The 23,996-nt window shown below is 67.1% G+C and carries 27 protein-coding genes and 1 pseudogene; 19 read left to right on the forward strand and 9 right to left on the reverse strand.

The window, feature by feature from the left end:
- The first annotated feature begins 36 nt into the window (after positions 1 to 36).
- Positions 37 to 339: a hypothetical protein gene (locus tag C0J29_RS01905; RefSeq protein ID WP_065048226.1), complete on the forward strand. Its 303-nt coding sequence runs from the start codon at positions 37 to 39 to the stop codon at positions 337 to 339.
- Here the strand turns inward: C0J29_RS01905 and C0J29_RS01910 are convergent, their stop codons facing one another.
- The gene (locus C0J29_RS01910) at positions 340 to 1,026 is read right to left on the reverse strand and encodes a TetR family transcriptional regulator (RefSeq protein WP_065048227.1); all 687 of its coding nucleotides are present in this window, start codon (positions 1,024 to 1,026) and stop codon (positions 340 to 342) included. It lies immediately after the preceding gene.
- 70 nt (positions 1,027 to 1,096) lie between these two features.
- Between C0J29_RS01910 and C0J29_RS01915 the strand changes: the two genes are divergently transcribed.
- The 4 genes from C0J29_RS01915 (at position 1,097) to C0J29_RS01930 (ending at position 4,970) form a co-directional block, all read left to right on the forward strand.
- On the forward strand, positions 1,097 to 2,182 hold the full coding sequence (locus tag C0J29_RS01915; protein ID WP_120791370.1) for a ferredoxin reductase: 1,086 nt from the start codon (positions 1,097 to 1,099) through the stop codon (positions 2,180 to 2,182).
- Positions 2,183 to 2,220: 38 nt separating this feature from the next.
- Positions 2,221 to 3,330: a fatty acid desaturase family protein gene (locus C0J29_RS01920; protein WP_065048229.1), complete on the forward strand. Its 1,110-nt coding sequence runs from the start codon at positions 2,221 to 2,223 to the stop codon at positions 3,328 to 3,330.
- A 72-nt stretch (positions 3,331 to 3,402) separates the two neighbouring features.
- Positions 3,403 to 3,918, forward strand: coding sequence for an SRPBCC family protein (locus tag C0J29_RS01925; RefSeq protein WP_120791371.1), 516 nt, complete (start codon positions 3,403 to 3,405; stop codon positions 3,916 to 3,918).
- Complete coding sequence (locus tag C0J29_RS01930) at positions 3,918 to 4,970, forward strand: LLM class flavin-dependent oxidoreductase (protein WP_120791372.1); 1,053 nt, start codon at positions 3,918 to 3,920, stop codon at positions 4,968 to 4,970. Before C0J29_RS01925 ends, C0J29_RS01930 begins: the two co-directional genes overlap by 1 nt.
- Before the next feature lie 66 nt (positions 4,971 to 5,036).
- On the opposite strand, the gene C0J29_RS01935 is transcribed toward C0J29_RS01930, so the two are convergent.
- Both C0J29_RS01935 and C0J29_RS01940 read right to left on the reverse strand, forming a co-directional pair.
- Entirely contained in the window at positions 5,037 to 6,143 is a 1,107-nt protein-coding gene (locus C0J29_RS01935; protein WP_120791373.1) for a DUF1214 domain-containing protein, read from the reverse strand.
- Entirely contained in the window at positions 6,140 to 6,727 is a 588-nt protein-coding gene (locus C0J29_RS01940; RefSeq protein WP_120791374.1) for a TetR/AcrR family transcriptional regulator, read from the reverse strand. The genes C0J29_RS01935 and C0J29_RS01940 overlap by 4 nt, the downstream gene beginning before the upstream one ends.
- 100 nt (positions 6,728 to 6,827) lie before the next feature.
- Between C0J29_RS01940 and C0J29_RS01945 the strand changes: the two genes are divergently transcribed.
- Positions 6,828 to 7,991 carry a sulfotransferase family protein gene (locus C0J29_RS01945; protein ID WP_371872512.1) on the forward strand — a complete coding sequence of 388 codons (1,164 nt, stop codon included), beginning with the start codon at positions 6,828 to 6,830 and terminating at the stop codon, positions 7,989 to 7,991.
- 11 nt (positions 7,992 to 8,002) lie between these two features.
- Positions 8,003 to 8,890: an alpha/beta fold hydrolase gene (locus C0J29_RS01950; protein ID WP_065048235.1), complete on the forward strand. Its 888-nt coding sequence runs from the start codon at positions 8,003 to 8,005 to the stop codon at positions 8,888 to 8,890.
- Here C0J29_RS01950 and C0J29_RS01955 read toward each other — a convergent pair.
- The 3 genes from C0J29_RS01955 to C0J29_RS01965 form a co-directional block, all read right to left on the reverse strand.
- Entirely contained in the window at positions 8,880 to 9,923 is a 1,044-nt protein-coding gene (locus C0J29_RS01955) for a zinc-binding dehydrogenase (RefSeq protein ID WP_120791376.1), read from the reverse strand. The two genes, C0J29_RS01950 and C0J29_RS01955, sit on opposite strands and share 11 nt — an antisense overlap.
- Positions 9,920 to 10,132, reverse strand: coding sequence for a TOBE domain-containing protein (locus tag C0J29_RS01960; RefSeq protein WP_065048458.1), 213 nt, complete (start codon positions 10,130 to 10,132; stop codon positions 9,920 to 9,922). Before C0J29_RS01960 ends, C0J29_RS01955 begins: the two co-directional genes overlap by 4 nt.
- A 125-nt stretch (positions 10,133 to 10,257) precedes the next feature.
- Positions 10,258 to 10,863 (reverse strand): TetR/AcrR family transcriptional regulator, encoded by a 606-nt coding sequence (locus C0J29_RS01965; protein ID WP_120791377.1) that lies wholly within the window; start codon positions 10,861 to 10,863, stop codon positions 10,258 to 10,260.
- A gap of 117 nt (positions 10,864 to 10,980) precedes the next feature.
- Here C0J29_RS01965 and C0J29_RS01970 point away from each other — a divergent pair, with 117 nt between their 5' ends.
- Positions 10,981 to 12,324 (forward strand): cytochrome P450, encoded by a 1,344-nt coding sequence (locus tag C0J29_RS01970; protein WP_120791378.1) that lies wholly within the window; start codon positions 10,981 to 10,983, stop codon positions 12,322 to 12,324.
- Here C0J29_RS01970 and msrA read toward each other — a convergent pair.
- A complete protein-coding gene (gene msrA, locus C0J29_RS01975; protein ID WP_120791379.1) occupies positions 12,314 to 12,826 on the reverse strand; it encodes a peptide-methionine (S)-S-oxide reductase MsrA in 513 nt (170 codons plus the stop codon). The genes C0J29_RS01970 and msrA overlap by 11 nt on opposite strands.
- A gap of 82 nt (positions 12,827 to 12,908) precedes the next feature.
- Between msrA and C0J29_RS33275 the strand changes: the two genes are divergently transcribed.
- The 4 genes from C0J29_RS33275 to C0J29_RS01995 are packed head-to-tail and all read left to right on the forward strand — an operon-like array spanning position 12,909 to position 15,673.
- Positions 12,909 to 13,415: a nuclear transport factor 2 family protein gene (locus C0J29_RS33275; protein WP_120791380.1), complete on the forward strand. Its 507-nt coding sequence runs from the start codon at positions 12,909 to 12,911 to the stop codon at positions 13,413 to 13,415.
- On the forward strand, positions 13,412 to 14,434 hold the full coding sequence (locus tag C0J29_RS01985) for an NAD-dependent epimerase/dehydratase family protein (RefSeq protein WP_120791381.1): 1,023 nt from the start codon (positions 13,412 to 13,414) through the stop codon (positions 14,432 to 14,434). Before C0J29_RS33275 ends, C0J29_RS01985 begins: the two co-directional genes overlap by 4 nt.
- A 10-nt stretch (positions 14,435 to 14,444) precedes the next feature.
- Entirely contained in the window at positions 14,445 to 15,260 is an 816-nt protein-coding gene (locus C0J29_RS01990) for a class I SAM-dependent methyltransferase (protein ID WP_120791382.1), read from the forward strand.
- 38 nt (positions 15,261 to 15,298) lie between these two features.
- On the forward strand, positions 15,299 to 15,673 hold the full coding sequence (locus C0J29_RS01995) for a DUF427 domain-containing protein (RefSeq protein WP_120791383.1): 375 nt from the start codon (positions 15,299 to 15,301) through the stop codon (positions 15,671 to 15,673).
- Positions 15,674 to 15,846: 173 nt separating this feature from the next.
- Here the strand turns inward: C0J29_RS01995 and C0J29_RS02000 are convergent, their stop codons facing one another.
- Positions 15,847 to 16,230 carry a nuclear transport factor 2 family protein gene (locus tag C0J29_RS02000; protein WP_065048253.1) on the reverse strand — a complete coding sequence of 128 codons (384 nt, stop codon included), beginning with the start codon at positions 16,228 to 16,230 and terminating at the stop codon, positions 15,847 to 15,849.
- A gap of 88 nt (positions 16,231 to 16,318) precedes the next feature.
- Between C0J29_RS02000 and C0J29_RS02005 the strand changes: the two genes are divergently transcribed.
- On the forward strand, positions 16,319 to 17,239 hold the full coding sequence (locus C0J29_RS02005; protein ID WP_371872513.1) for a DNA-3-methyladenine glycosylase family protein: 921 nt from the start codon (positions 16,319 to 16,321) through the stop codon (positions 17,237 to 17,239).
- A 67-nt stretch (positions 17,240 to 17,306) separates the two neighbouring features.
- Positions 17,307 to 17,849 carry a DNA starvation/stationary phase protection protein Dps gene (gene dps, locus C0J29_RS02010; RefSeq protein ID WP_065048257.1) on the forward strand — a complete coding sequence of 181 codons (543 nt, stop codon included), beginning with the start codon at positions 17,307 to 17,309 and terminating at the stop codon, positions 17,847 to 17,849.
- A 57-nt stretch (positions 17,850 to 17,906) separates the two neighbouring features.
- Here the strand turns inward: dps and C0J29_RS02015 are convergent, their stop codons facing one another.
- Positions 17,907 to 19,334, reverse strand: a complete 1,428-nt coding sequence (locus C0J29_RS02015; protein ID WP_120791385.1) for a chloride channel protein — start codon at positions 19,332 to 19,334, stop codon at positions 17,907 to 17,909.
- An 84-nt stretch (positions 19,335 to 19,418) separates the two neighbouring features.
- On the opposite strand from C0J29_RS02015, the gene C0J29_RS02020 reads away from it, so the two are divergent.
- From C0J29_RS02020 to C0J29_RS02040, 5 genes and pseudogenes are all read left to right on the forward strand, one after another.
- The gene (locus C0J29_RS02020) at positions 19,419 to 20,390 is read left to right on the forward strand and encodes a pirin family protein (RefSeq protein WP_120791386.1); all 972 of its coding nucleotides are present in this window, start codon (positions 19,419 to 19,421) and stop codon (positions 20,388 to 20,390) included.
- Positions 20,391 to 20,392: 2 nt separating this feature from the next.
- Positions 20,393 to 21,028: a TetR/AcrR family transcriptional regulator gene (locus C0J29_RS02025; protein ID WP_082978281.1), complete on the forward strand. Its 636-nt coding sequence runs from the start codon at positions 20,393 to 20,395 to the stop codon at positions 21,026 to 21,028.
- 63 nt (positions 21,029 to 21,091) lie between these two features.
- The gene (locus C0J29_RS02030) at positions 21,092 to 22,012 is read left to right on the forward strand and encodes a class I SAM-dependent methyltransferase (RefSeq protein WP_120791387.1); all 921 of its coding nucleotides are present in this window, start codon (positions 21,092 to 21,094) and stop codon (positions 22,010 to 22,012) included.
- Positions 22,013 to 22,017: 5 nt separating this feature from the next.
- Positions 22,018 to 22,951, forward strand: a pseudogene (locus C0J29_RS02035) (class I SAM-dependent methyltransferase).
- Positions 22,951 to 23,886, forward strand: coding sequence for an SAM-dependent methyltransferase (locus C0J29_RS02040; protein WP_120791388.1), 936 nt, complete (start codon positions 22,951 to 22,953; stop codon positions 23,884 to 23,886). Before C0J29_RS02035 ends, C0J29_RS02040 begins: the two are co-directional and overlap by 1 nt.
- The last annotated feature ends 110 nt before the right edge of the window (positions 23,887 to 23,996 follow it).

The following is a 23,996-nucleotide window of genomic DNA, read 5'->3' on the forward strand; positions in this document are numbered from 1 at the left end:
GGTTTAGCACCCAGGCCGCTGGGAAATCACCCCGATATGGAAACCGGCCCCGGCGACACTCTGGACCCCAGCGAGTCCACCGACTCCGACGAAGTTCGCAATGACGACGGCGACATCGTCGTCGACCCGCCCGAGGGCTGGAGTGAGGCCGACAAGTTCGGCATGACCGCGCGGGAAGAGCGCGAGGGGGAGTCGCTGGATCAGCGGCTGGCCGAAGAAGAACCGGATGTCATCCCGGATGTCGAGCCGCCCGACGTGACCCCGGGACGCGCGCACCGCGGCCAGATCGACGGCACGCCGGAAGACGGTGAGTCCCTGTTCGAAGTCGTCGACGAGTGATCAGGGTTCGCTCTTCCACGACGCGACGCCGATTGTGATCATGCGGAGCTGTTTAACCGCGATCCGGTGAATCTCCTCGAGCGCCTCCGCGCTCTGGGCGTCTTCAATGGCCTCGGCGGTGACGATCATCGCGTTGACGAAAAGACTCGCCAGCACGTTGAGGTCCTCGGTGCTCCACTCGTTCAACCGGGGGAAGCGCGCCAGGTCGGTGGCCAGTTCCGAGACGATCAGCCGGATCTCGGTGCGGATGGCGTAGCGCAGCACGGACACCCCGGTGGAGCGTTCGCGGGAGATGAAGCGCCAGTGCTCGCGCTGGTCGGCGACGCTGCCGATCAGGATTTCCACCGACGACTCGATGACCCGACTCGGGTCGAGCTTGCCGGCACGGGCACCCCGCAGGGTGTCGCGCAGGCTGCGGAAGGATTCGTCGATCAGCACCAGGCCGAGAGCCTCCATCGACTCGAAGTGCCGGTAGAAGGCCGCGGGCACGATCCCTGCTTCGCGGGTCACCTCGCGCAGGCTCAGATTGCTGAAACTACGGTCATTGAGCGCCTTCAGCGCCGCGGCGATGATCGCCCGCCGGGTCGCTTCCTTGCGTTCCTCACGCGAGGGCGTGTCACGGGTGCTTTCGCGGGCCCGTTCCCGGCTCGACCGCCGCGGGTGTGAGCTAGGAGTACGACTGTTCACTATGTGAACCGTAACACAGAATGGGTGAAAACCCTTGACCACCTGCGCCGATCGATGTCACGGTGTACACATGTTCACTCAAACTTTCACTCGGACGATCGCCAAGCGAGTCCTGAGTTCCGACCTCGTTGATCTGCTCACCGGGCCGCACGGCGTCGACCGGTACACCGAGCTGGTAACGCCGACGTGGACCTCCGGCGAGGCCCGCGCCAAGGTGGTCGACGTGCGGCGGACCACGCCGCGCAGCGTCACCCTGACGCTTGCACCGAACGACGCGTTCACCGAGCGTTACCGCGCCCGGGCCGGCCAGTTCGTCAACGTGACCGTCGAGATCGACGGCCGAATGCACTCGCGGTGCTACTCCCCGGCCAACGTGGAAGGCAGCGCCGAGATCGAGCTGACCATCGGTGTCCACGACGGCGGTCTGGTGTCGAGCTACCTGTACGAGCGGGCACGCCGCGGCATGGTGGTCGGCCTGGACGGGGTCGGTGGGGACTTCGTCCTGCCGGAGCGGCTGCCCCGGCGCATCCTATTCATTTCCGGTGGCAGCGGAATCACTCCCGTGATGTCGATGCTGCGCACCCTGGTCGCGCGGGGACACGTAGGCGACAAGGGACGCGAAATCGCGTTCGTGCACTACGCCCGCACCCCCGAGGAAGCGTGCTACCGCGAGGAACTGGCGGCGATGCGCGGAGTTCGGGTATTGCACGGGTTCACCCGTTCGGGTTCGGGTGACCTTCAAGGCCGTTTCGGCGCCGAGCATCTGGCCGCCGCGATGGAGGCTCCCGACGCGGTGTTCGTCTGCGGGCCCGACGCTTTGGTCGAGGCTGTCGCGGGCCTCTGTGAAAATGTGTTCACCGAAAGTTTCGTCCCACCGGTGTTCGCGCCGCCGGCCAATCCCACGGGTGGCCGGGTCGCCTTCGCGGACAGCAAGGTCGAGGTCACCGACGACGGTCGCTCGCTGTTGGAGCAGGCCGAGGCGGCCGGGCTCAAGCCGCAGAACGGATGCCGGATGGGCATCTGCCACACCTGCACGCGCCGCAAGACTTCCGGCACCGTGCGCAATCTGGTCACCGGCGCCGTCTCCACCACCCCCGACGAGGACGTGCAGATCTGCGTCAGCGTTCCGGTCGGCGACGTCGATATCGCCCTCTAGCAGCCCTTTAACCACCACACACTTCAAGGAGGAAAGCCATGTCACAGAACAAGATCACGCTGACCAAGGAGCAGGCCGACGCCTTCGGCCGCGAGCTCGACGCCATCAGGGAACGCGAGATGGCCGATCTCGGCGAGGAGGACGCCGAATACATCCGCCGCATGATCAAGATCCAGCGTGGGCTGGAAGTCGGTGGGCGTGCCCTGCTGTTCCTGCCGCCGGCCTGGTTGCTGGGTACCGGGATGCTCGGCATCGCGAAGATCATGGACAACATGGAGATCGGCCACAACATCATGCACGGCCAGTACGACTGGATGCGTGACCCGACCATCTCCGGCCGCGACTTCGAGTGGGACACCGCCTGCCCGGCCGACCAGTGGCGACACTCGCACAACTACATGCACCACACCCACACCAACATCGTCGGGATGGACCGTGACATCGGCTACGGCATCCTGCGGATGAGCGAGGACCAGCGCTGGACGCCGTACTTCCTGGGCAACCCGGTCTACGCGTTCCTGCTGATGGTGCTGTTCCAGTACGGTGTGGCGCTGCACGAGCTGGAAACCGAACGGATCCGCTCCGGTGAGATCAGCCTGCGCGACAAGCGCGACACCCTGAAGGAGATCTGGAAGAAGACGCGCCGCCAGTCGCTCAAGGATTACGTCGCCTTCCCGTTGCTGGCCGGCCCGTTCGCGCCGTTCGTCTTCACCGGCAACCTCACCGCCAACCTGATGCGCAACGTGTGGTCGTACATGATCATCTTCTGCGGCCACTTCCCGGACGGCACCCAGGAATTCACCATCGAGGAGACGAAGGACGAGACGCGCGGCCAGTGGTACTTCCGCCAGGTGCTCGGATCGGCCAACCTGACCGGGGGCAACATCTTCCATGTGCTGTCCGGCAACCTGTCGCACCAGATCGAGCACCACCTGTTCCCGGACATGCCGGCGCGTCGGTACCCGAAGATCGCGCCCGAGGTCCAGGAAATCTGCGAGCGCTACGGCATTCCGTACAACAAGGGGCCGTTGCTCAAGCAGTTCGGCACCGTGGTTCGCAAGATCATCCGGCTCAGCGTCCCGGATTCGTGGGGGCGCAAGGCCAAGGCCGAGCCGAAGGCTGCTGAAAAGGAGCTGATCGCCGCCTAACCTGATCCGCTCAACCGAAGCCCGGGGCTCGAGGAATCGATGCTCCGAGCTTTCGGGTGGAGAATGGGCCGAATGGAGTGGACCGGTGCGCGATATTCGGACAAACCGACGGTGGAATCGTGGACCTGGGTCGACGCCGAACCCCAGCGAGTGTGGAGTTTGGTCTCCGACATCGAGTTGATGCCGACGCTGAGCAACGAACTGCAATCCGTGGCGTGGCTGGACGGAGTCAGCGAGCCCCGGGTCGGCGCCCGGTTCGTCGGGCACAACGAACATGATGCTTTCGGACGCTGGACCACCACTTCGCACATCGTTGCTTTTGACCGCCCCCGCGAATTCGCCTGGGCCGTCGGTGAACCCGAATATCCCGCGGCGACCTGGCGGTTTCGGCTGACACCGCGCGACGGCGGCACCGTGCTCTCGTTCTGGACGCAGATGGGCCCGGGCCGCTCCGGACTGTCCAACGCCATCGATGCGATGCCGGACAAGGAACAGAAGATCGTCTTCGTCCGGATGCGGGAGTTCGAGGCCGCGATCGACAAGACCCTGGCCGCGATCAAGAGGCTGGCCGAGCACGGGGTGCGGTGATGCGCACCGCGACCACGGTCGAATTGTCCGCTTCCCAAACCGCGCACGCGGCCGAAACCGTCGAGTTCGTGGTCGAGGCCGAGCGGCTCGGCCTGGACATGTGCTGGGTCGCCGAGGCGTGGGGAGCCGACGCCCCGTCGGCGCTGGGCTATCTCGCCGCACGCACCGACGAGATGCTCCTCGGTTCCGGCATCATCCAGGTCGGTACCCGGTCGCCGGTGTTGGTCGCGCAGACGGCGATCACCTTGTCCAACCTGTCCGGGGGCCGCTTCCTGCTCGGCCTGGGCGCCTCGGGACCCCAGGTCATGGAGGGCCTGCACGGCATCGCATTCGACCGTCCGTTGTCCCGCATCCGCGAGACCGTCGAGATCGTGCGGCAGGTCTTCGAGGGCGGCAAAATCTCCTATTCCGGCAGGGAATTCCAGATCCCGCGACCGGGCGGCGAGTCGAGACCGATGCGGTTGTCGACCCGGCCCGAGCATCCGATCCCGATCTACCTGGCCACCCTGTCGCCGGCCATGCTGCGACTCACCGGTCAACTCGCCGACGGCTGGTTGGGCACCAGCTTCGTCCCCGAGGGCGCGGACCAGGCCTACTTCGCCCACCTGGACGAGGGCCTGGCCGCATCCGGTCGCGCCCGTGCCGACCTCGACATCTGTCAGGGCGCCGAGGTCGCGTTCGCCCCGGACGAAGACGCGTTGCGCGAGATGGTGGCCGGACGCAAAACGGAACTGGCGTTCAGCCTCGGCGGCATGGGTTCGGCCAGCACCAACTTCTACAACCGGGCTTATGCCCGGCAGGGCTGGAGCGAGGTGGCCGCCGCGGTGCGGGAACGCTGGCAGACCGGCGACCGGCCGGGGGCTGCGGCGCTGATCACCGACGAGATGGTGTTGGCCACCACGCTGATCGGCACCGAGGAGATGGTGCGCGACCGGCTTGCGGTGTGGCGCAATGCCGGTGTGAACACCGTGCGGCTGTACCCGGCCGGCGAGACGCTGGGCGAAAAGCTCGAGACGCTGGGCCGGGCGATCGAGTTGGTACGCGCCACGTAGCGTCGAACGTGAACTGAGGGCGCGGTTTTCGCGATTTTCCCGCCACCATGTCACGCTCGGCGAGGGTTAAGCGGGCGCGGTCGGCGCCTCCGCCACCTTGACCAACTGAACCTCCGGACGCGCGGGCACCGAGTCGGCGAGGAACCAGCGGAACGCGAGATTCCCACGCGGGTAGCCCAGTGTCGTCAGCGAATTCGGGTGCGGCGTCGCGGCAGCGGACAACACGATCGTCACCGACCCGTCACTGTTCGGAACCGCGCTGTGCCCGTTGACCGAACAACGTGCATCGACCGGTCCGTAGGTGGCCATGAACTGGTTCCACACCACCATGTTCCAGAACCGGCACGACGGCGGTCGGTGCGTGATGACCAGCGCCTCGTCTTCGTCCAGCACGAAGCTGCCGTAGGCGTAGCATGCGTCGCGGGCCGACCAGCCGAAGTTGGCGTCGGGGACCTGGTAGGGCTCCGCGAATTCGTTTGCGGCATGGGCGACTTCGTGCCCGAGTGCATGAGCGTCGTCGGCGCGGGTCCCGACCGGCAGCGGCACGATGGCGAACATGGTGCGCAACCAGGCGGTCGCCGCGCGCAGCCTGGCCGCGGTCTCGGAGTCGCCGTGCCGGATCGGGTCCGGCTCATCGAGTGCCTCGATATTCCAGACGACGGGGCGGCCGGTCAGCGGGTCCGCCTGGTAGTCGCGCGTCATCAGTGCGGCAGCGTCCGGCGTCGGCGGGAACTCGAAGGAGAAGTTGCCGTCGGCGTCGATCTCGAGGTCGGTGTCGCGGACGATCGCGACCACCCGGTCCGACCAGGCTCCTGGTGAGGGTTCGTTGTACGCCGTCACCGAAAAGTACACGCTGTCACCCTTATTGCCGCTGATGCGGTAGCGGCGACTCGGGTCAACCGGGCACATGTAGTAGTAGGCGTCGGTGTTGTCGCCGCCCCACCGGCGATCGCGCCGGAACGGCGTGTTCACCGCGACGAACTGGGGACGACCGGGCTCGGTGAACAGGTAGCTGTCGAGTGCCACGCCGAGGGTGGCGCCGAGCATGCGGTAGCCATCGCCGACGTGCCGGTCGTCGGTCACCGCGCGATCGCCTTCGAGAAATGAACGGTCGAGTTCGCCCAGGGCACTGAGCAATTGACGCCAGGCTGCCGTCGATTCGTGCGTCGTCATGCTGTGGTTCCTTTCACGATCCCGGTCAGGAGCAACGTCGTAGTGCGGTCGATCCAGGTGTCATCGAGTGCGGCGGGACGGGTCAGCAGGCCCAGCAGCGTCACCCCCGCCACCGCTTCGGCGAGTTCGGGAGCGGACACATCCGGCCGGATTTCGCCCCGCGCCGACGCTTTCGCGAGTAGGTCGTTCAGTCCGCCGCCGATGAGGCCGCCGAAGCGCTCCAGTAGCGCCGAATGCAGGCTGGGGTCCGCCGCCATCTCGCCGATCAGGCCGGGCAGTGCCGCCTTGGCTGCCGGGGTGCTCAGGACATCCTTTGTACGACAGATCATTTCGCGCAGATCGCGGCGCAGCGAGCCGGTGTCGGGGATGTCGGTCGCGGCGCTGATGGGAAACACCGCCTCGTGCACGAGGTGCGCCTTGCTCGGCCAGCGCCGGTAGATCGCGGGCTTGCTGGTGCCGGCGCGCCTGGCAATGGCGGACACCAGCAGGCCTGGGTAACCCGTTTCGGCCAGCAGCTCGACCGTGGCGTCCAGCACCGCCGCGTCGATGCGCGGATCACGAGGCCGACCGAGCTCTTCTACCATTACGAAACTCAGAGTAACATAATTCGCCGTGACCGAATCCGTAGTGCTCGATGATCTGGCCGAACCCCGTTTCAGCGCCGAGGCGCAGCCGATCCTGGACATGATGGCCACCATGGCCCCGGAGTGCCGACTGGATGCAGATGCATTGTGCGCCAGGGCAAGTGCCGATACCGGCCTGCAGGATTTCGGTCCCGCGGACTACCGGGAACGGCTCGAAGTTTACCTGTCGGCGCTGCGCGACATCGACGGCCTGCACCCGGCCGGGGTGGTCAACTTCTATGGACAGTTGTTGCAGTTGCTGAAGAACAGACTGTTGTTGGCCGATCTGCTGCGTCGCCACCCCGAGATCAACGACATCGAACTGCGCTCCCCGGTGGTGATCGCCGGGCTGCCCCGCACCGGCACCACCCACCTGCACAATCTGCTGGCCTCAGCGCCCACCTTCCGCACCATGCCGTACTGGGAGAGCAACGAGCCGTTTCCGCTGGCGTCGGAAGCCGGCATCGAGCCGGATCCGCGGCGCGCGCGCATGGACGTCGCAGTCAGTGTGATCAACCTGGTGATGCCGCATTTCCCTCTCATGCACGAGATGACCACCGACCACGTCCACGAAGAGATTCAACTGCTGGCCAACGACTTTTCGACGATGCTGTTCGAGACGCTCGCCCACGTGCCCGCCTGGCGCGACTACTACCAGGCCCACGATCAGTCGCCGCACTACCGATACCTCGCCACGCAGCTCAAGGCGATGCAGTTTCTGCGCGGTGGCGAGCGCTGGCTGCTCAAGTCTCCTCAGCATCTCGAGCAGGTGCCGGTGCTGAACGGAGTGTTTCCGGACAGCATCGTCGTCTTCACGCACCGCGACCCGGTGCCGGTGGCGCTGTCGATGGTCGCGATGATCACCTACTCCGCGCGGATGCACCGCTCACCGGTGCCGGTCGAGCAGATCGCCGGTTACTGGATCGACCGCCTCGAGCAGATGCTCAACGCCCTGGTCCGCGACCGCGATGTGATCGGCCCGGACCGTTCCGTCGACGTCCGTTTCGACGACTTCATGGCCGACGAACTCGGCGTGGCCGAGCGGCTCTACGCGCTGGCCGGCGAACCGTTCACCGACGCGGCGCGTGCGGCGATCACCGGTTACCTGGGCGGCCATCAACGCGGCCGGCTGGGGACTGTGGCCACGTCATTCGAGATGTTCGGACTCGCCGAGGAAGATCTGCGGGCCCGGTTCGCGCCCTACGTCGACCGCTTCCTGAAGTAGGTTCTTTCACCATGACCATCTCCTTGCCCGTTCTCGAAGGCGTCGAACACCGGTTCATCGATGTGGGCGGGGGAGTCACGATTCACGTCGCCGACGCCGGCCCGGCCGACGGACCGGCGATCATGCTGGTGCACGGCTTCCCGGAGAACTGGTGGGAATGGCACGCGCTGATCGGACCGCTGGCCGCTGACGGCTACCGGGTGCTGTGCCCCGACCTGCGCGGGGCGGGCTGGAGTTCGGCACCGCCGTCGACGTACACCAAGGACGAGATGGCCGGCGACCTGTTGACGGTGCTGGACAAGCTGGGCATCGCCACGGTCAAGCTCGCCGCGCACGACTGGGGCGGCCCGGTCGCCTTCATCCTGATGTTGCGCCACCCGGACCGGGTGACCGGCTTCTTCGGGATGAACACCGTCGCGCCCTGGGTGAAGCGCGATCTGTCCTCGGTCCGCAATATCTGGCGACTCTGGTACCAGATTCCGATCTCGCTGCCGGTCATCGGGCCGCGGTTGCTCAGCGACCCCAAGGCCCGCTTCGCCCGTGCTCTGGGAAAGTGGGTGGGCGGCGGGTTCAACATCCCCGACGACGACGTCCGCCTCTACATCGACTGCATGCGCCAGCCCGGGCATGCCGAGGCCGGATCCCGTTGGTACCGCTCATTCCAGACGGGCGAGATGCTGCGCTGGATGCGGGGCGAATTCAACGACGCCCGGGTGGAGGTACCGGTGCGCTGGCTCTCCGGTGTCGAAGACCCGGTGATCACGCCCGACCTGATCGACGGATACGGCGACCACATCACCGATTTCGAGGTCGAACTGGTCGAGGGGGTAGGTCACTGGATCGTCAGTCAGCGTCCCGATCTGGTGCTCGACAGGCTGCGCGCGTTTCTCAGGGTTTGACGACGATCCGGATCGGGTTGCCCTCCTGGCGCTCCAGCATGTCGATGCCGGCGTGGATGTCCCGCAGCGGGATGACCTGGCTGATGGACCGTGAAAGGTCAAGGCGCCCATAGGAAACCAACTTGGCCAGGGTTTCGATGTCGACGTTCTGATAGCCGAGATGTCCCAGCGCCTGCTTGCGGCTCAGGCCGAACATCGCGGTGGGCCCGACGGTCGGTGACTCAGCGCTCATGCCCACGCCCACCATCCGGCCACCGGCGGTCAACGATTCCAGCGCCTGCTCGAACGTCACCTTGAGTCCGACGGCGTCGAACGCGACGTCAAGCTTCCGGCCGCCGGTGACCTCGGCGATCTTGTCCTGCAACTGGTCGTCGCGGGTGTCGAAGGCGTAATCGGCGCCGATTTCCAGCGCGCGGTCCAGCACCGCCGGGTTGATGTCGAGGGCGATCACCGGCACCGCGCCGACCAGTTTGGCCAGTTGGACGATGTGGGTGCCGACCCCGCCGACACCCCACACCCCGACCGATTCTCCGATGGCGACCTTCCCGGTGCGCACCACGGCGCCGAACGGCGTGGAAACCGCGTCGGCCAGGATCGCGGCCTGCTCGAGTGGAACGTTGTCGGGTACCCGGGTCAGGCCCACCGCCTGCGCCACCGTGTACTCGGCCCACGCGCCGTCGTAGGCGAACGCCATCAACTGGATTCGCAGGCAGTTCGACAGGTCACCGCGCCGGCAGTTGGGGCACGTCTGACAGGGCCGTCCGGCGGCGACCACCACCCGGTCCCCTTCGGCCCAGCCAGTCACTCCGGGCCCGAGCTTGGCGATGGTGCCCGACGCTTCGTGGCCCTGGGTCACCACCGGCGCCTGGGCCGGGAAGGTGCCGTTGATCAGACTCAGGTCCGAGTGGCAGATCCCGCAGAACGCCACCTTGACCAGGACCTCGCCGGGGCCGGGCTCGGGAATCGGAACCTCTTCCAGCGCAACCGTTCTGGCGTCCGCATAGAAGCGCTCCGCGAGCATGGTGGCTGTCACTCGACGCCGATCGTCACTTCGGTGGACTTGATGAACACCGTCGCCGGCTGCCCCTCTTCGAGGCCGAGGTCGAGCGCGGCGTCTTTCGTGATCGACGACGTGACGACCTGATCGCCGCCGTCGAGCCGGATCTTCACGATCGCCATCACACTGCCGATGTCGACCTCGGTGATGGTGCCCTTGAGTTGGTTGCGGGTTGATAGGCGCATCATCGGAGCCTAGACCCGGCTGGCGATCGAGTGTGCGGGCACGGCTTCGAGCGTGCGGCCACCGCGGGATCTCGGCGGTTCCGGCTTTGTGAGCGCGCACTCAAATACATTGGCAGTCAAGCGTTTCAGTGCCGCGGCCCGAGCAGCGCGACCGAGGCATCGACGGCCGGTTCGACGATGCTGCGCACCGGCCGGCCGTCCTCGACCGCCAGCGCCACGAGTTCCCGCAGGCCGCCCACCAGGATCACCGCCAACGGCACGGTCAGCGGCGGCAGATCGGCGCGCCGGAAACCCGGGCTGCCACTGAGATTCACCAGCAGGCCGGTGAGTAACTCCAGGCCCTGGCGCTGAACGGGGCGGGCGTAGTCGCCCAGCGAGGGCAGCTCGCGGATCCAGCTCAGCGTGATGGCCGGCCGGGATTCGATGTTGCCGACGTAGCCCTCGACGGCTTGCCGGATCTGCTGGTGCCAGTCGGCCTCGGGGTCGACGGCCACCCGGATGTCTTCGGCCATGATCTCGATCTCAGCGCGCAACAGGTCCAGGAAACACTGTTCCTTGCTGGCGAAGTGGTCGTAGAACGTGCGCTTGGAGGTGCGAGCGTGGCGGACGATGTCAGCGACCGTCGTGGCCCGGTATCCGCGCACGCCGATCGACGCGGCCAGGCCGTCGAGAAGTCGCAGCCGAAACGGATCGGGTTGCGCCGCAACCGTGTCATCAGCCACTGCCGTCACAATCGGGCCCTTCGCTTGTCAGGTCTGGTACCACAGAGTACCGTACAGGGAAAGCCTTTGGTACACCGCAGTACCACCCCTGAGCGATGGGGGCAGAACGTAGGGAGTCACACCTCCGTGAGCCAAGCAATCGACGCGCCCGCCGTGCCCGAAATCAAGCTGCCGCCGGCCACGCACATCCCAAAGCTGTTCCAAGGCCTCATCTTCGCGTTCTCGCGCAAGGGGATGATGCGACGCCTGACCGGTCGCTACGGCTCCGCCGTCACCATGCACATCCCCATGTACGGCCACATGGTGATGGTGTCGGATCCGCAGCTGGCCAAGCAGGTCTTCACCACCAGCCCGGACGAACTCGGCAACATCCAGCCCAATCTGAGCCGGATGTTCGGATCCGGATCGGTCTTCGGGCTGGAAGGCGACGACCATCGCCGCCGGCGCCGGCTGCTGGCGCCGCCGTTTCACGGCAAGAGCATGAAGAACTACGAGACGATCATCGAAGAGGAGACGCTGCGCGAGGCCGCCACGTGGCCCGAGGGCCAGTCGTTCGCGACGTTGCCCTCGATGATGCACATCACCCTGAATGCCATCCTGCGCGCGGTCTTCGGCGCCGAGGGGGCCGAACTCGACGAGCTGCGCCGGATCATTCCGCCGTGGGTCACGCTGGGCTCCCGGCTGGCGGCGGTGCCCAAACCCAAGCGTGATTACGGCCGGTTCAGCCCGTGGGGCAGGCTGTCCGAATTCCGGCGCCAGTACGACCTGGTCATCGACAAGCTCATCGACCGGGAGCGGTCGGACCCTAACTTCGCCGACCGCAACGACGTCCTCGCGTTGATGTTGCGCAGCACGTACGACGACGGTTCGGTCATGTCGCGCAAGGACATTGGCGACGAACTGCTCGCGCTGCTGGCCGCCGGACACGAAACCACCGCCTCCACGTTGGCCTGGGCCTTCGAGCGGATCACCCGCCACCCCGCGCTGCTTGCCGAGCTGGTCGAAGAGGCTGATAACGGCGGTAGCGAGTTGCGGCAGGCCACGATTCTGGAAGTGCAGCGGGCGCGGACCGTGATCGACCTCGCGGGCCGGCACGTCTATCCGGAGACGTACCGCCTCGGTGAGTGGGTGATACCCCGCGGGTACTCGATCATCGTCAACATCGGTCGGATACACGAAAACGCCGACGTCTTCCCGCACCCCGAGCGCTTCGACCCGCAGCGCTATATCGGCGGCAAGCCGTCTGCGTTTGCCTGGATACCATTCGGCGGCGGGACCCGTCGCTGCGTCGGAGCCGCGTTCGCCAACATGGAGATGGACGTGGTGCTGCGAACGGTGTTGCGCCAGTTCACCGTTGAGACCACCACAGCCCCGGACGAGCGGTGGCACGGCCGGGGCGTGGCGTTCGTGCCCAAGGACGGCGGCCGAATTGTGGTGAGGCGCCGTCCTGCCGAAGCTCCTACTGGGTAGCGCCGGCCCGTCGCGGCAGCTTCCAGCCCGGCCGCACGAAGTGGCAGGTGTACCCGTTGGGGTAGCGCAGCAGGTAGTCCTGGTGTTCGGGCTCGGCCTCCCAGAAGTCGCCCGCCGGGCTGACCTCGGTCACCACCTTGCCCGGCCACAGGCCGGAGGCCTCGACGTCGGCGATGGTGTCCAGCGCCACCCGCTTCTGCTCGTCGTCGAGATAGAAGATGGCTGACCGGTAACTCATGCCGCGGTCGTTGCCCTGCCGGTTCTTCGTGGTGGGGTCGTGAATCTGGAAGAAGAACTCCAGCAGGGTGCGGTAGTCGGTGGCCGACGGGTCGAAGACGATCTCCACCGCCTCGGCGTGTGTGCCGTGATTGCGGTAGGTGGCGTTGGGCACGTCGCCGCCGCTGTAGCCGACCCGCGTGCTGATGACTCCGGGCTGCTTGCGGATCAGGTCCTGCATGCCCCAGAAGCAGCCACCCGCGAGAATGGCTTTTTGCGTGCTCATTGCTGTCCTCCTAACCGGCCCGGGGCCGGCAGCTCAAGCTCAGGCACCCAGGCTACACTCCGCCCGTGAGGTGTAACGGCTCGTGAGCGGCCCGGAATTCCCCAAAAGTGAACTGGCGGCGGCCTTCGCGCAGTTCGAACAAACTGTTGCCAGAGCGGCCGAAACGCACGACTGGGACGCGTGGGTGCAGCACTACACACCCGACGTCGAATACATCGAGCACGCGGCGGGCACCATGCACGGCCGCGACGAAGTGCGCACCTGGATCCGGCGCACGATGACCAGCTTCCCGGGCAGCCATATGGTGGAGTTCCCGTCGCTGTGGTCGGTCATCGACGAGCCCACCGGCCGCGTCATCATGGAACTCGACAACCCGATGCGCGACCCGGGAGACGGCAGCGTCATCACCGCGACGAACATCTCGATCATCACCTATGCCGGCGACGGCCTATGGCGCCGCCAGGAAGACATCTACAACCCGCTGCGCTTCGTGCAGTCCGCGTTGAAGTGGTGTCGCAAGGCGCAGAAATTCGGCAACCTGGACGACGAGGCCGCCGCCTTCCTGAAGCAGTACGGGGGCGCGCAGTGAGCGGCCGGCCGAAACTGGTCATCGGCGCCAACGGTTTTCTCGGTTCGCACGTCACCCGGTTACTGGTCGAGGACGGCCACGACGTGCGGGTGATGGTGCGCTCCACGGCCAACACCCGCTCGATCGATGACCTGCAGGTGACCCGTTTTCACGGCGACATCTTCGACACCGCCACCGTGCGCGAAGCCATGGACGGCTGCGACGACATCTACTACTGCGTCGTGGACACCCGCGCCTGGCTGCGCGACCCGGCGCCCCTGTTCCGCACCAACGTCGAGGGCCTGCGCAACGTTCTGGACGTGGCGAAAGATCTTGAACTGCACCGGTTTGTGTTCACCAGCACCTACGCCTCGGTGGACCGCCGGCACGGACACGTCGCGACGGAGGCCGACCGGATCGGCTCGCGTAAGGTCACTCCCTACGTGCAGTCCCGGGTGCAGGCCGAGGACCTGGTCATGCGCTACGTCGCCGACTACGGGTTGCCGGCGGTCGCGATGTGCGTGTCCACCACCTACGGCGCCGGCGACTGGGGCCGCACCCCGCACGGCGCGTTCATCGCGGGAGCGGTCTTCGGCAAGCTGCCGTTCCTGATGAGCGGTATCCAGCTCGAGGTGGTGGGTGTCGACGACGCCGCCCGCGCCATGATCCTGGCTGCCGAGCGCGGTCGCAACGGCGAGAAGTACCTGATCTCCGAACGCATGATCCCGCTTAACGACGTGGTGCGCATCGCGGCCGACGAGGCCGGGGTCCGGCCGCCGCAGCGGTCGATCCCGGTGCCGGTGCTCTACGCCTTGGGTGCCTTCGGCAGCCTGCGGGCCCGGCTCACCGGCAAGGACGCCGAACTCAGCCTCGACTCGGTGCGGATGATGCGCGCCGAAGCCCCGGTCGACCACAGCAAGGCGGTCCGCGAGCTGGGCTGGAAACCGCGGCCGGTGGAGGAATCGATCCGCGAGGCGGCCCGCTTCTGGGCAGCGATGCGCCAGGCCGGCACGAGTAGCAAGACGGCCGCGCCGGAATAAGCTCGCGGCAATGGAACGTGTTCACGTTGACCTCCACGGGCCACCCCAGACCATGCTCGCGACGCTGTACGCCAAGGCGCTCGACGCCGACGCGCCCAAGTCGATCCTGCACGACGAGTTCGCCAAGGCCGCGGTGGCGCGCATCGATTACGACTGGGCCGCAACGACTATCACCGCGCGACGGGCCCCGTCGGTGGCGGTGCGCAGCGCGCATTTCGACAACTGGGCCCGCGAGTTCCTGACCGCCAACCCCGAGGCGACGGTGCTGCACGTCGGTTGTGGCCTGGATGCCAGGGTCCACCGACTCGATCCCGGTCCGGGTGTGCGGTGGTACGACATCGACTACCCGGCGGTGATCTCGCTCTGCGAGCGGCTCTATCCGCCTCGCGAGCACTGCCGGACCGTCGCGGCCTCGGTGACCGACCCGCACTGGCTGTCGGACATCCCGGCCGACCGCCCCACCCTGTTCCTCGGTGAGGGGCTGACCATGTACCTGACCAAAGACGCCGGCCTGGCCCTGCTGCGCCGGGTGGTCGACCGATTCCCTTCCGGCGAACTGCAATTCGACGCCTTCAACACGTTCGGAATTCGCACCCAGGTGATCAACTCGGTGGTCCGCCGCTCCGGTTCGACGCTGCACTGGGGCATCGACGGGCCGTCCGACATTCTCGACGCGGTGCCGGGAGTCCGGTTGGTGGCGTGGGAGTCGGTGTTCGACAGCGAGACGTTCGAACTGGTGCCGCCCGTTTTCCGGTGGATGGGCCGGATGATGGCGCGGGTGCCGGCGCTGCGGACCATGGCGCAGTACCACCGTTACGCGTTCTGAAACGGGAATGCCCCGGCCTCGATTGCGTTGAAGATTTCATGAGCCATCCGGAAATCAAGGAACCCAATGCGGGTCACCCGATCACGATCGAGCCGACGCAGGGGCGGGTCCAGGTCCGTGTCAACGGAGAACTGGTCGCCGACACCACCGCGGCACTGGGGTTACAAGAGGCCACTTTGCCTCTGGTGCAATACATTCCAATGACAGATGTGGTGCAGGAGCGACTCGCGCGGACGGACACCAGCAGCTACTGTCCGTTCAAGGGTGAGGCCAGCTACTACAGCGTGACGACCTCGGCCGGTGAGATTGTCAAGGACGTCATCTGGACTTACGAGCAGCCGTACCCCGCGGTCGCCGCGATCGCCGGGCACGTGGCGTTCTATCCGAACAAAGCTGAGATAACCGTCAGCTAGCGGCTGGTTCTTATGGCGGCGACCCGCAGCGCCCGGCTGCGCCGCGCTTGCGATCGCCGCTGGCTCTGATGGCGGCGACCCGCAGCGCCCGACTGCGCCGCGCTTGCGATCGCCGCTGGCTCTGATGGCGGCGACCCGCAGCGCCCGGGCGCGCCGCGCTTGCGATCGTCCGCTCAGGGAAACACGCGCGCGAAGGCCTGGGTGTCGGTGTACTCGCGAAGCGACACGATCATCCCGTCACGGGTGTCGAAGATGCAGACGAACGGGCTGTCGTACTCGGTGCCATCGGCGGTCGCGCCGTAGACCTGGCCTTCCACCACCACGGTTTCGCCCTCGTTGACGCAGCGCCGCAGATCGATGTTGATCTCGAAGACTTGTTTGCGCCGCTCGACGACGCGCCGCATGGTCTCTTTGTTCCACTCTTCGCGCGTGATGATGGTCCAGTAGGTGAAGTCATCGCTGAGCAGTTGGAAACCTTCGTCGAGGTCTCCGCCCTCGCACATGCTCTGCAGGAACATCCACGCCAGTTCGGCCTGCGGGTCGTCGAAAGGCGTCATCACGGCGTCATCACAAGGCCATCCTGTCCCGCGCGACAGTTGACGGTCAATTGACACGGCCGCCGGTCGGTGCGCTGCGGTAGGAAGAATCATCGAGGTGGAGACCGCACGAGACGTCACGTTCTCCGGAGCCGGCGGCTTCGGGCATACGCTGGCGCCGTTGCGGCGGGGGCGCGGTGACCCGTGTTTCCGGGCCGGCGGCGACGGCACCATCTGGCGGACCAGCCTGCTGCCCAGCGGCCCGGTCACGGCACGCATCAGCCGCGTCGACCGGGACACGGCCCGCTGCCAGGCCTGGGGAGCCGGGGCTGCGGAATTCGCCGAGATGTTCCCGGCGATGCTCGGCTCCGATGACGACGCCTCGGGTTTCCAGCCGCAGGAGCCCACCGTGGCCGCGGCCCATCGCAAGGTGCCCCACCTGCGGCTGGGCCGCACCGGGCAGGTGCTGGAGGCGCTGATCCCGGCCGTGATCGAGCAGCGGGTGCCAGGCGCCGACGCGTTCCGATCGTGGCGGGTGCTGGTGAGAAAGTACGGCACGCCGGCGCCGGGACCGGCGCCGGACGGCATGCGGGTGTTGCCGTCAGCGGAGGCGTGGCGGTACATCCCGTCGTGGGAGTTCCACCGCGCCAACGTCGACCCCGGACGCGCGCAGACGGTGGTGGGGTGTGCGCGACGGGCGTCGTCGCTGGAACGGCTGGTGACGCTGCCGCCGGCCCAGGCGCGAGAGGCGCTGATGTCGCTGCCCGGGGTCGGGGTGTGGACCGCGGCCGAGACCGCGCAGCGCGCGTTCGGAGACGCCGACGCGCTGTCGGTGGGCGACTACCACGTCTGCAAGATGATCGGCTGGACATTGATCGGGCGTCCGGTCGACGACGCCGGCATGCTCGAATTGCTCGAACCGATGCGCCCGCACCGGCACCGCGTGGTCAGGGTGCTCGAAGCCAGCGGGCTGGCCTACGAACCGCGGCGCGGTCCCCGCCTTCCGGTGCAGCAGATCCACCCGCTCTAAGGGTTAGTGCCTGCCTCATCGGGTACACGATCGGCAGGACATCAAGCGAATTTTTGAGGGGAAATCGATGACGCAGTTCACAATTCCGGGGCTCAGCGACAAGCAGGGCGCGCGGCTCGCCGAAATCCTGCAGCGGCAGCTCAGCACCTACAACGACCTGCACCTGACGTTGAAGCACATTCACTGGAATGTTGTGGGCCCCAACTTCATTGGCGTGCACGAGATGATCGATCCACAGGTCGAGGCGGTGCGCGGTTATGCGGACGACGTCGCCGAGCGCATCGCGGCACTGGGCGCCTCGCCCAAGGGCACGCCCAACGCGATCATCAACGACCGGGACTGGGACGACTACTCGGTAGGCCGCGACACGGTCCAGGCCCACCTGGCCGCGCTGGACCTGGTCTACACCGGTGTGATCGAGGACATTCGCAAGGCCATCGACGAGACCGACGAACTCGACCAGGTCACGCAGGATCTGCTGATCGGGCAGGCCGGGCAGCTGGAGAAGTTCCAGTGGTTCGTGCGGGCGCACCTGGAGAGCGCGGGCGGCACCCTCGCGCACGAAGGTGCCAGCAGCGAGAAGAGTGCCGCGGACGCGGCGCGGGGCTGATTGTCTCTGCGCCGAGCGTGAACTCACGGCGCTGAGATCGCCGCGAAAATTGCGCTGTCAGTTCACGTTCGGCGAATCACCCCGGGTGCGCTCGGCCTCTGCGGCCGCTCGGTCCAGTCGTTGCGCCTCGTAGATGGTGACGTTGGTCCGCGACATCAACAGCGACGCGATGCCGACCGCCAGGATCGCGCCCGGCACGACTGAGAATGATCCGGTCATTTCCGCGACCATGATCATGATCGCCAGCGGCGCGCGCGCCACACTGCCGAAGCAGGTCATCATGCCGACGACGACGAAGACGCCCGGCCGTTCCGGCACCCCGGGCAGCCCGGCCAGGTCGCCGAGGCGCCAGATGGCGGCCCCGACGAAGGCGCCGATCACGATGCCCGGTCCGAACAGGCCGCCCGATCCGCCCGAGCCGATCGACAGGCAGGTCGCGACGATCTTGGCGACCGGCAGCAGCAGGATGATCCACAGCGGGATGGACATCAGAGAGTCTCGGTCGGCGGCCAGTTGGGCCCAGCCGTAGCCGCTGCTCAAGATCTGCGGGATCGCCAAGCCCAACAGCCCCACCAGCAGCCCGCCGGCCGCGGGCTTGAGGATCGGGCCACCGGGCAACCGGCGCACGAGCGCGACCGTCGAGTGGAAGAAGCGCGCGTAGAGGTAACCGACTGCCGCCGCCACCACGCCGATCACCACAAACCACAACAGCGGCCAGGCCCGCTCGAAGCGGTACTCGGCGTCGATGTAGCCGAACAGCGGGTCGAACCCGAGGAACGCTCCCAATACCGCGTAGGCCGTACCCGAGGTGATGAAGCCCGGCAGCAGGCAGCGGTAGTCGAAGTCGTCGCGATAGGCGATTGACGCGGCCAGCACCGCCCCGCCCAACGGCGCGGCGAAGATGGCCCCGATGCCCGCCCCGATACCGAGTGCGACGGCGACCCGGCCGTCCTCGTCGGACAGCCCGAGTCGCCGGGTGAGCAGCGAGGAGAAGCCCGCGGAGATCTGCGCCGTCGGGCCTTCCCGTCCCGCCGAGCCACCGGAGCCGATCGTCAACGCGCTGGCCACCAGCTTCACCAGGACAACCCGGGCGCGGATCGCCCGCGGATCGGTGTGAACCGCCTCGATGGCCTCATCGGTGCCGTGGCCGGTGGCCTCGGGGGCGAACTTGGTCACGACGATGGCTGAGAGCAGCGCACCGGCCGTCGTCACCAGTGGGATGGCCCACGCCCGGGTGAATCCGGTGGAACCGCGGCTGCCCCCTTCGCCCAGCGGGGTGGGGACGTGATAGTCCGCGAGATAGCCGAGCAGGAACTCGCCGGTGTACTTCAGGGCCAGGTAGAAGACGACGGCCCCGAGACCGGAGATGACGCCGATCGTGGTGCCCAGCAGAAACCACTTCGGCAGGTAGTCCGCATTGCGGATGGAGGCGCCGAACCGACCGCCGGCGGACTCGGGGGGTGCCTCGTGCGGCTCCTCCGGCATGTTCCGGAGGTTAGCAGCTTGGCGGGGCGGAATAAACGGACCGCAGTCCGGTTAATAGGGGTAACTCAATCGGAGGAGGCTCAAATGCCCGCTATCACCGCAGACACGCTCACCCTGCCCAGGGTGACTCCGGCCGGACCCGCAGACAGCGAGCGGCAGGTCCGATCGATCACCACCGGGCCCCGCGGCTACGAGGGATTGGGATTCCCCGTGGTCCGCGCGTTCGCCGGGGTCAGCACCGCCGAGCTGGACCCGTTCATCCACATGGACCAGATGGGCGAGGTGGATTACGAACCTGGCGAACCGCGCGGCACCGACTGGCATCCGCACCGCGGCTTCGAGACCGTCACGTACATGATCGACGGGAAATTCGCCCATCAGGACTCGCACGGCGGCGGCGGCTTGATCGGCGACGGCGCGACGCAGTGGATGACGGCCGGATCGGGGATCCTGCACATCGAGACGCCGCCCGCGGAGATGGTCACCAGCGGCGGCCTTTTCCACGGCATCCAGCTGTGGGTGAATCTGCCCAAGCGCGACAAATTCGCCGCACCCCGGTACCAGGCCATCGAGGGGACCGACGCGACGCTGTTGTCGTCCGGCGACGGCGGGGCGCTGATCCGTCTGATCGCCGGTGACATCGACGGGCACGGTGGACCGGGAGTCACCCACACGCCGATCACCATGGCGCACGCGACGATCGAAAGCGCTGCGCAACTTAACATTCCGTGGAGCCGCGACTTCAACGCCCTCGTCTACGTGTTGTCCGGGCAAGGGTCCGTGGGACCGGCCGGCCACCCCGTCAAGCAAGGTCAGCTGGCCGTTCTCGGACCGGGTGACCGGATCACAGTCAGCGCAGAACCGAACCGGGCACAGCCACTGGACGTGTTGCTGCTGGGCGGGCGGCCGATCCGGGAGCCGGTCTTCCACTACGGGCCGTTCGTGATGAACACCCGCGCCGAGGTGATCGAGGCACTGGAGGACTATCAAGCTGGCAAGTTCCGTAGCATCCCGCCGAACGCTCTGATGCCGCACGGTGGCGGTGGCACACTCTAGTAATGCCTCAACTGGCAAGTCGGGGACCCGGGCGTCCCCCCGCCGCAAAAGCTGATGACACACGAAAGCGCATCGTCAGGGCTGCACGTCAAGTGTTCAGCGAACGTGGGTATGACGGAGCGACGTTCCAGGCGATCGCCGTTCGGGCCGACCTGACCCGGCCGGCGATCAACCACTACTTCCCCAGCAAGCGGATGCTGTACACCGAAGTGGCCGACCGGACCAACGAACTCGTCGTCACCGCGGGTATCGAACGGGCCCGCTGTGAGTCGACGCTGGCCGGCCGGCTCGCCGCCTTCATTACCGTCGCACTAGAGGCTGACGCTCAAAACCCTTGCACCGCAGCATTTTTGAGCACCGCGGTGCTGGAGTCGCAACGGCACCCGGAATTGAAGCGGGACGACAACGACGCGATATCGACAACCCGGGAGTTCCTGGTCTCGGCGGTCAACGACGCCATCGCGGGCGGCGAGATCGCGTCCGACACCGACGCCGCCGTGCTGGCCGAGGCTTTGGTGATGATGTTGTGCGGGGTTGGGTTCTATGCCGGCTTCGTGGGCAGCTACTCGGAAGTGGAGAACATCCTGGGCACGCTGCAGCAGCTGATCGCGGGCAGCCTGTGGCGGGCTCAGGTCTGACCCCGGTGACCTGAGGCACAAAGCGTATAGGTTGCCTAACTTATTAGGTAGCATGTTCGGGACATGACTGATCTCGACTCGCCCTCGTTGCGGACGGCCGGCGACAGCTGGCACATCACCGAAAGTGTCGGCGCCACCGCGTTGGCGGTCGCCGCTTCCCGTGCGGTGGAAACCGCTGGATCCGACCCTCTGATTCGCGACGAGTTCGCCGCCGTGCTGGTGTCCGCGGCCGGCCCGGCGTGGGCCCGGTTGGCCGACGCCGACATGGCCTGGCTGGACGGCGATGAGCACGGCCGGCGGATACATCGCGTCGGTTGCGACTACCAGGCGGTCCGCACCCAGTACTTCGACGAATACTTCGGCTCCGCCGCCGGCGCAGGCATCCGGCAAGCGGTGATTCTCGCCGCGGGACTGGACTCGCGGGCCTACCGACTGCAGTGGCCTTCCGGCACCGCGGTTTACGAGATCGATCAGCCCAAGGTGCTGGAGTACAAGGCCCAGATCCTGGGTTCGCACGGCGCGCGCCCGGCGGCCGCCCGGCACGCTGTCGCGGTCGACCTGCGCGATGACTGGCCCGCCGCGCTCATCGACGCGGGCTTCGACCCGGGCTGTCCCACCGCGTGGCTGGCCGAGGGTCTGTTGTCGTATCTGCCCAGCGACGCGCAGGACCGCCTCTTCGAGATGTGCACCGCGCTGAGCGCGCCGGGCAGTCAGCTCGCCGTCGAGGCGTTCAACATGAAGTTGACCGGCAACAAGCAGCGCTGGAACCGGATGCGCGACCGGCTGGGTCTGGACGTCGACGTCGAGGCGCTCACCTATCACGAGCCAGACCGCTCCGACCCCGCCCAATGGCTGGCCGAGCACGGCTGGCAGGTACAGAGCGTCGACAACCACCAGGAGATGGCCCGGCGGGGCCGGCCGGTACCGCAGGACCTGATCGACGAAGCCATCACCAGCAGATTGATGCGAGGAGTACGCGAATGAGCACGCTGCGCAGCCACGACGACACCTGGGACATCAGGACCAGCGTCGGAACCACGGCGGTGATGGTGGCCGCCGCCCGCGCCGTCGAGACCGAACAGCCCGACGCGCTGATCCGCGACCCGTACGCCAAGCTCCTGGTCACCAACGCCAACGCTGGTGTGCTGTGGGAAGCCATGCTGGATCCGGCCGTCGCGGCCAAGGTGGAGACGCTGGACGCCGAAGCCGCCGCCATGGTCCGGCACATGCGCGGCTATCAGGCGGTGCGCACCAACTTCTTCGACACCTTCTTCGCCGACGCGGTCGCCGCGGGTATCCGCCAGGTGGTGATCCTGGCGTCGGGTCTGGACTCGCGCGGCTACCGACTGGACTGGCCAGCGGGTACCACCGTCTACGAAATCGACCAGCCGCAGGTGCTCGAATACAAGTCCACGACGCTTGCCGACAACGGTTGTGACACCGTCGGCGGACCGTCGCGCGGTGGCCATCGACCTTCGGCAGGACTGGCCCGCCGCATTGCGCGAAGCGGGCTTCGACCCGAACGCCCGCACCGCGTGGCTGGCCGAGGGGCTGCTGATGTACCTGCCCGCGGAGGCGCAGGACAGGTTGTTCACCCTGATCGGGGAGTTGAGCCCGGCGGGCAGCCGGATTGCCGCCGAAACCGCGGCGTCGCACGCCGACGAACGGCGCGAGCAGATGCGGGCGCGGTTCAAGAAGATCGCCGAGCAGATCGGTCTGGAGGAGACCATCGACGTCGGTGAGCTGATGTACCGCGACGAGCACCGGGCACCCGTCGCGGACTGGCTCAACGACCACGGTTGGCTGGCGGCGGCCGTCAGCTCCGGTGACGAGATGCAACGACTGGGCCGCTGGGTCGCCGAAGTGCCGATGGCCGACGACAAAGACGCATTCTCTGAGTTCGTGACGGCGGAGCGCCGGTAATGCCGCGCACCGCGGACGACTCCTGGGACATCGCAACCAGCGTCGGCGCCACCGCGGTGATGGTCGCCCTGGCCCGGGCCGCGGAAACCGCGAGCGACGCCCCGCTGATCCGGGACGAGTTCGCTGAGCTCCTGGTCTCGACACCGGAGCTGTCGGGCGTTCGGGAGCAGGTATCCGCCTGGTGGACGCCCGAGCCGGAGGACGGACCGGACGGGGACGGCGCGTACAGCGTGGACTCCCAGCAGATGATCAACTACCAGGCCGTCCGCACCCACTTCTTCGACGCATACTTCGCCGAGGCCGCCGCGTCCGGTATCCGACAGGTGGTGATCCTGGCAGCCGGTCTGGACTCCCGGGCTTACCGGCTGGACTGGCCGGCCGGTACCGCGGTGTACGAGATCGACCTGCCCAAGGTGCTGGACTACAAGGCCGAGACGCTGGCCTCCCTCGGCGCCGCCCCGCGCGCCGACCGCCGGGCGGTGGCCATCGATCTGCGTCACGACTGGCCGCAAGCGTTGCGCGATGCCGGGTTCGACGCCGCCCGCCCGACGGCCTGGCTGGCCGAGGGGCTGTTGCCGTTCCTGCCGGCCGAGGCGCAGGAGTCCATGTTCGCCTCGATCGACGCGCTGAGCGGCCCGGGCAGCCGGATCGCGGTGGAGATCTTCGGAGTCGACCCGCAGCGCCGCGCTGAGGCACAGGAGCGGTGGGAGCAGTTGCGCGCCAGGCGTGCAGCGCGCGGTGAAGACACCTCTTTCGACCCGTTCGACCTGTGGTTCGACGACGAGGGACGGCCCGACCCGGGTGACTGGTTCGCCGCACACGACGGGGTGACCGAGTCGGTCAGTGCCCGCGAGGAAGCGGTCCGGCTGGGCCGGCCGCCACACGGCGAGTCCGGGCCTTTCCAGAACGGATTCGTGGTCGCCGTCAAGTCCTGACCGGATCTTTCCGGTCGCCGTCCTATTGCTGTCCGGGCCGGATGACTAGGATCGCGGTTATCACCGATGAGCGACCGCGCGCGACAGGCTGCGGGCACCTCGGGGAAGGA

The sequence above is a fragment of the Mycobacterium paragordonae genome (genome assembly GCF_003614435.1).
In the GTDB taxonomy this organism is placed as follows: domain Bacteria; phylum Actinomycetota; class Actinomycetes; order Mycobacteriales; family Mycobacteriaceae; genus Mycobacterium; species Mycobacterium paragordonae.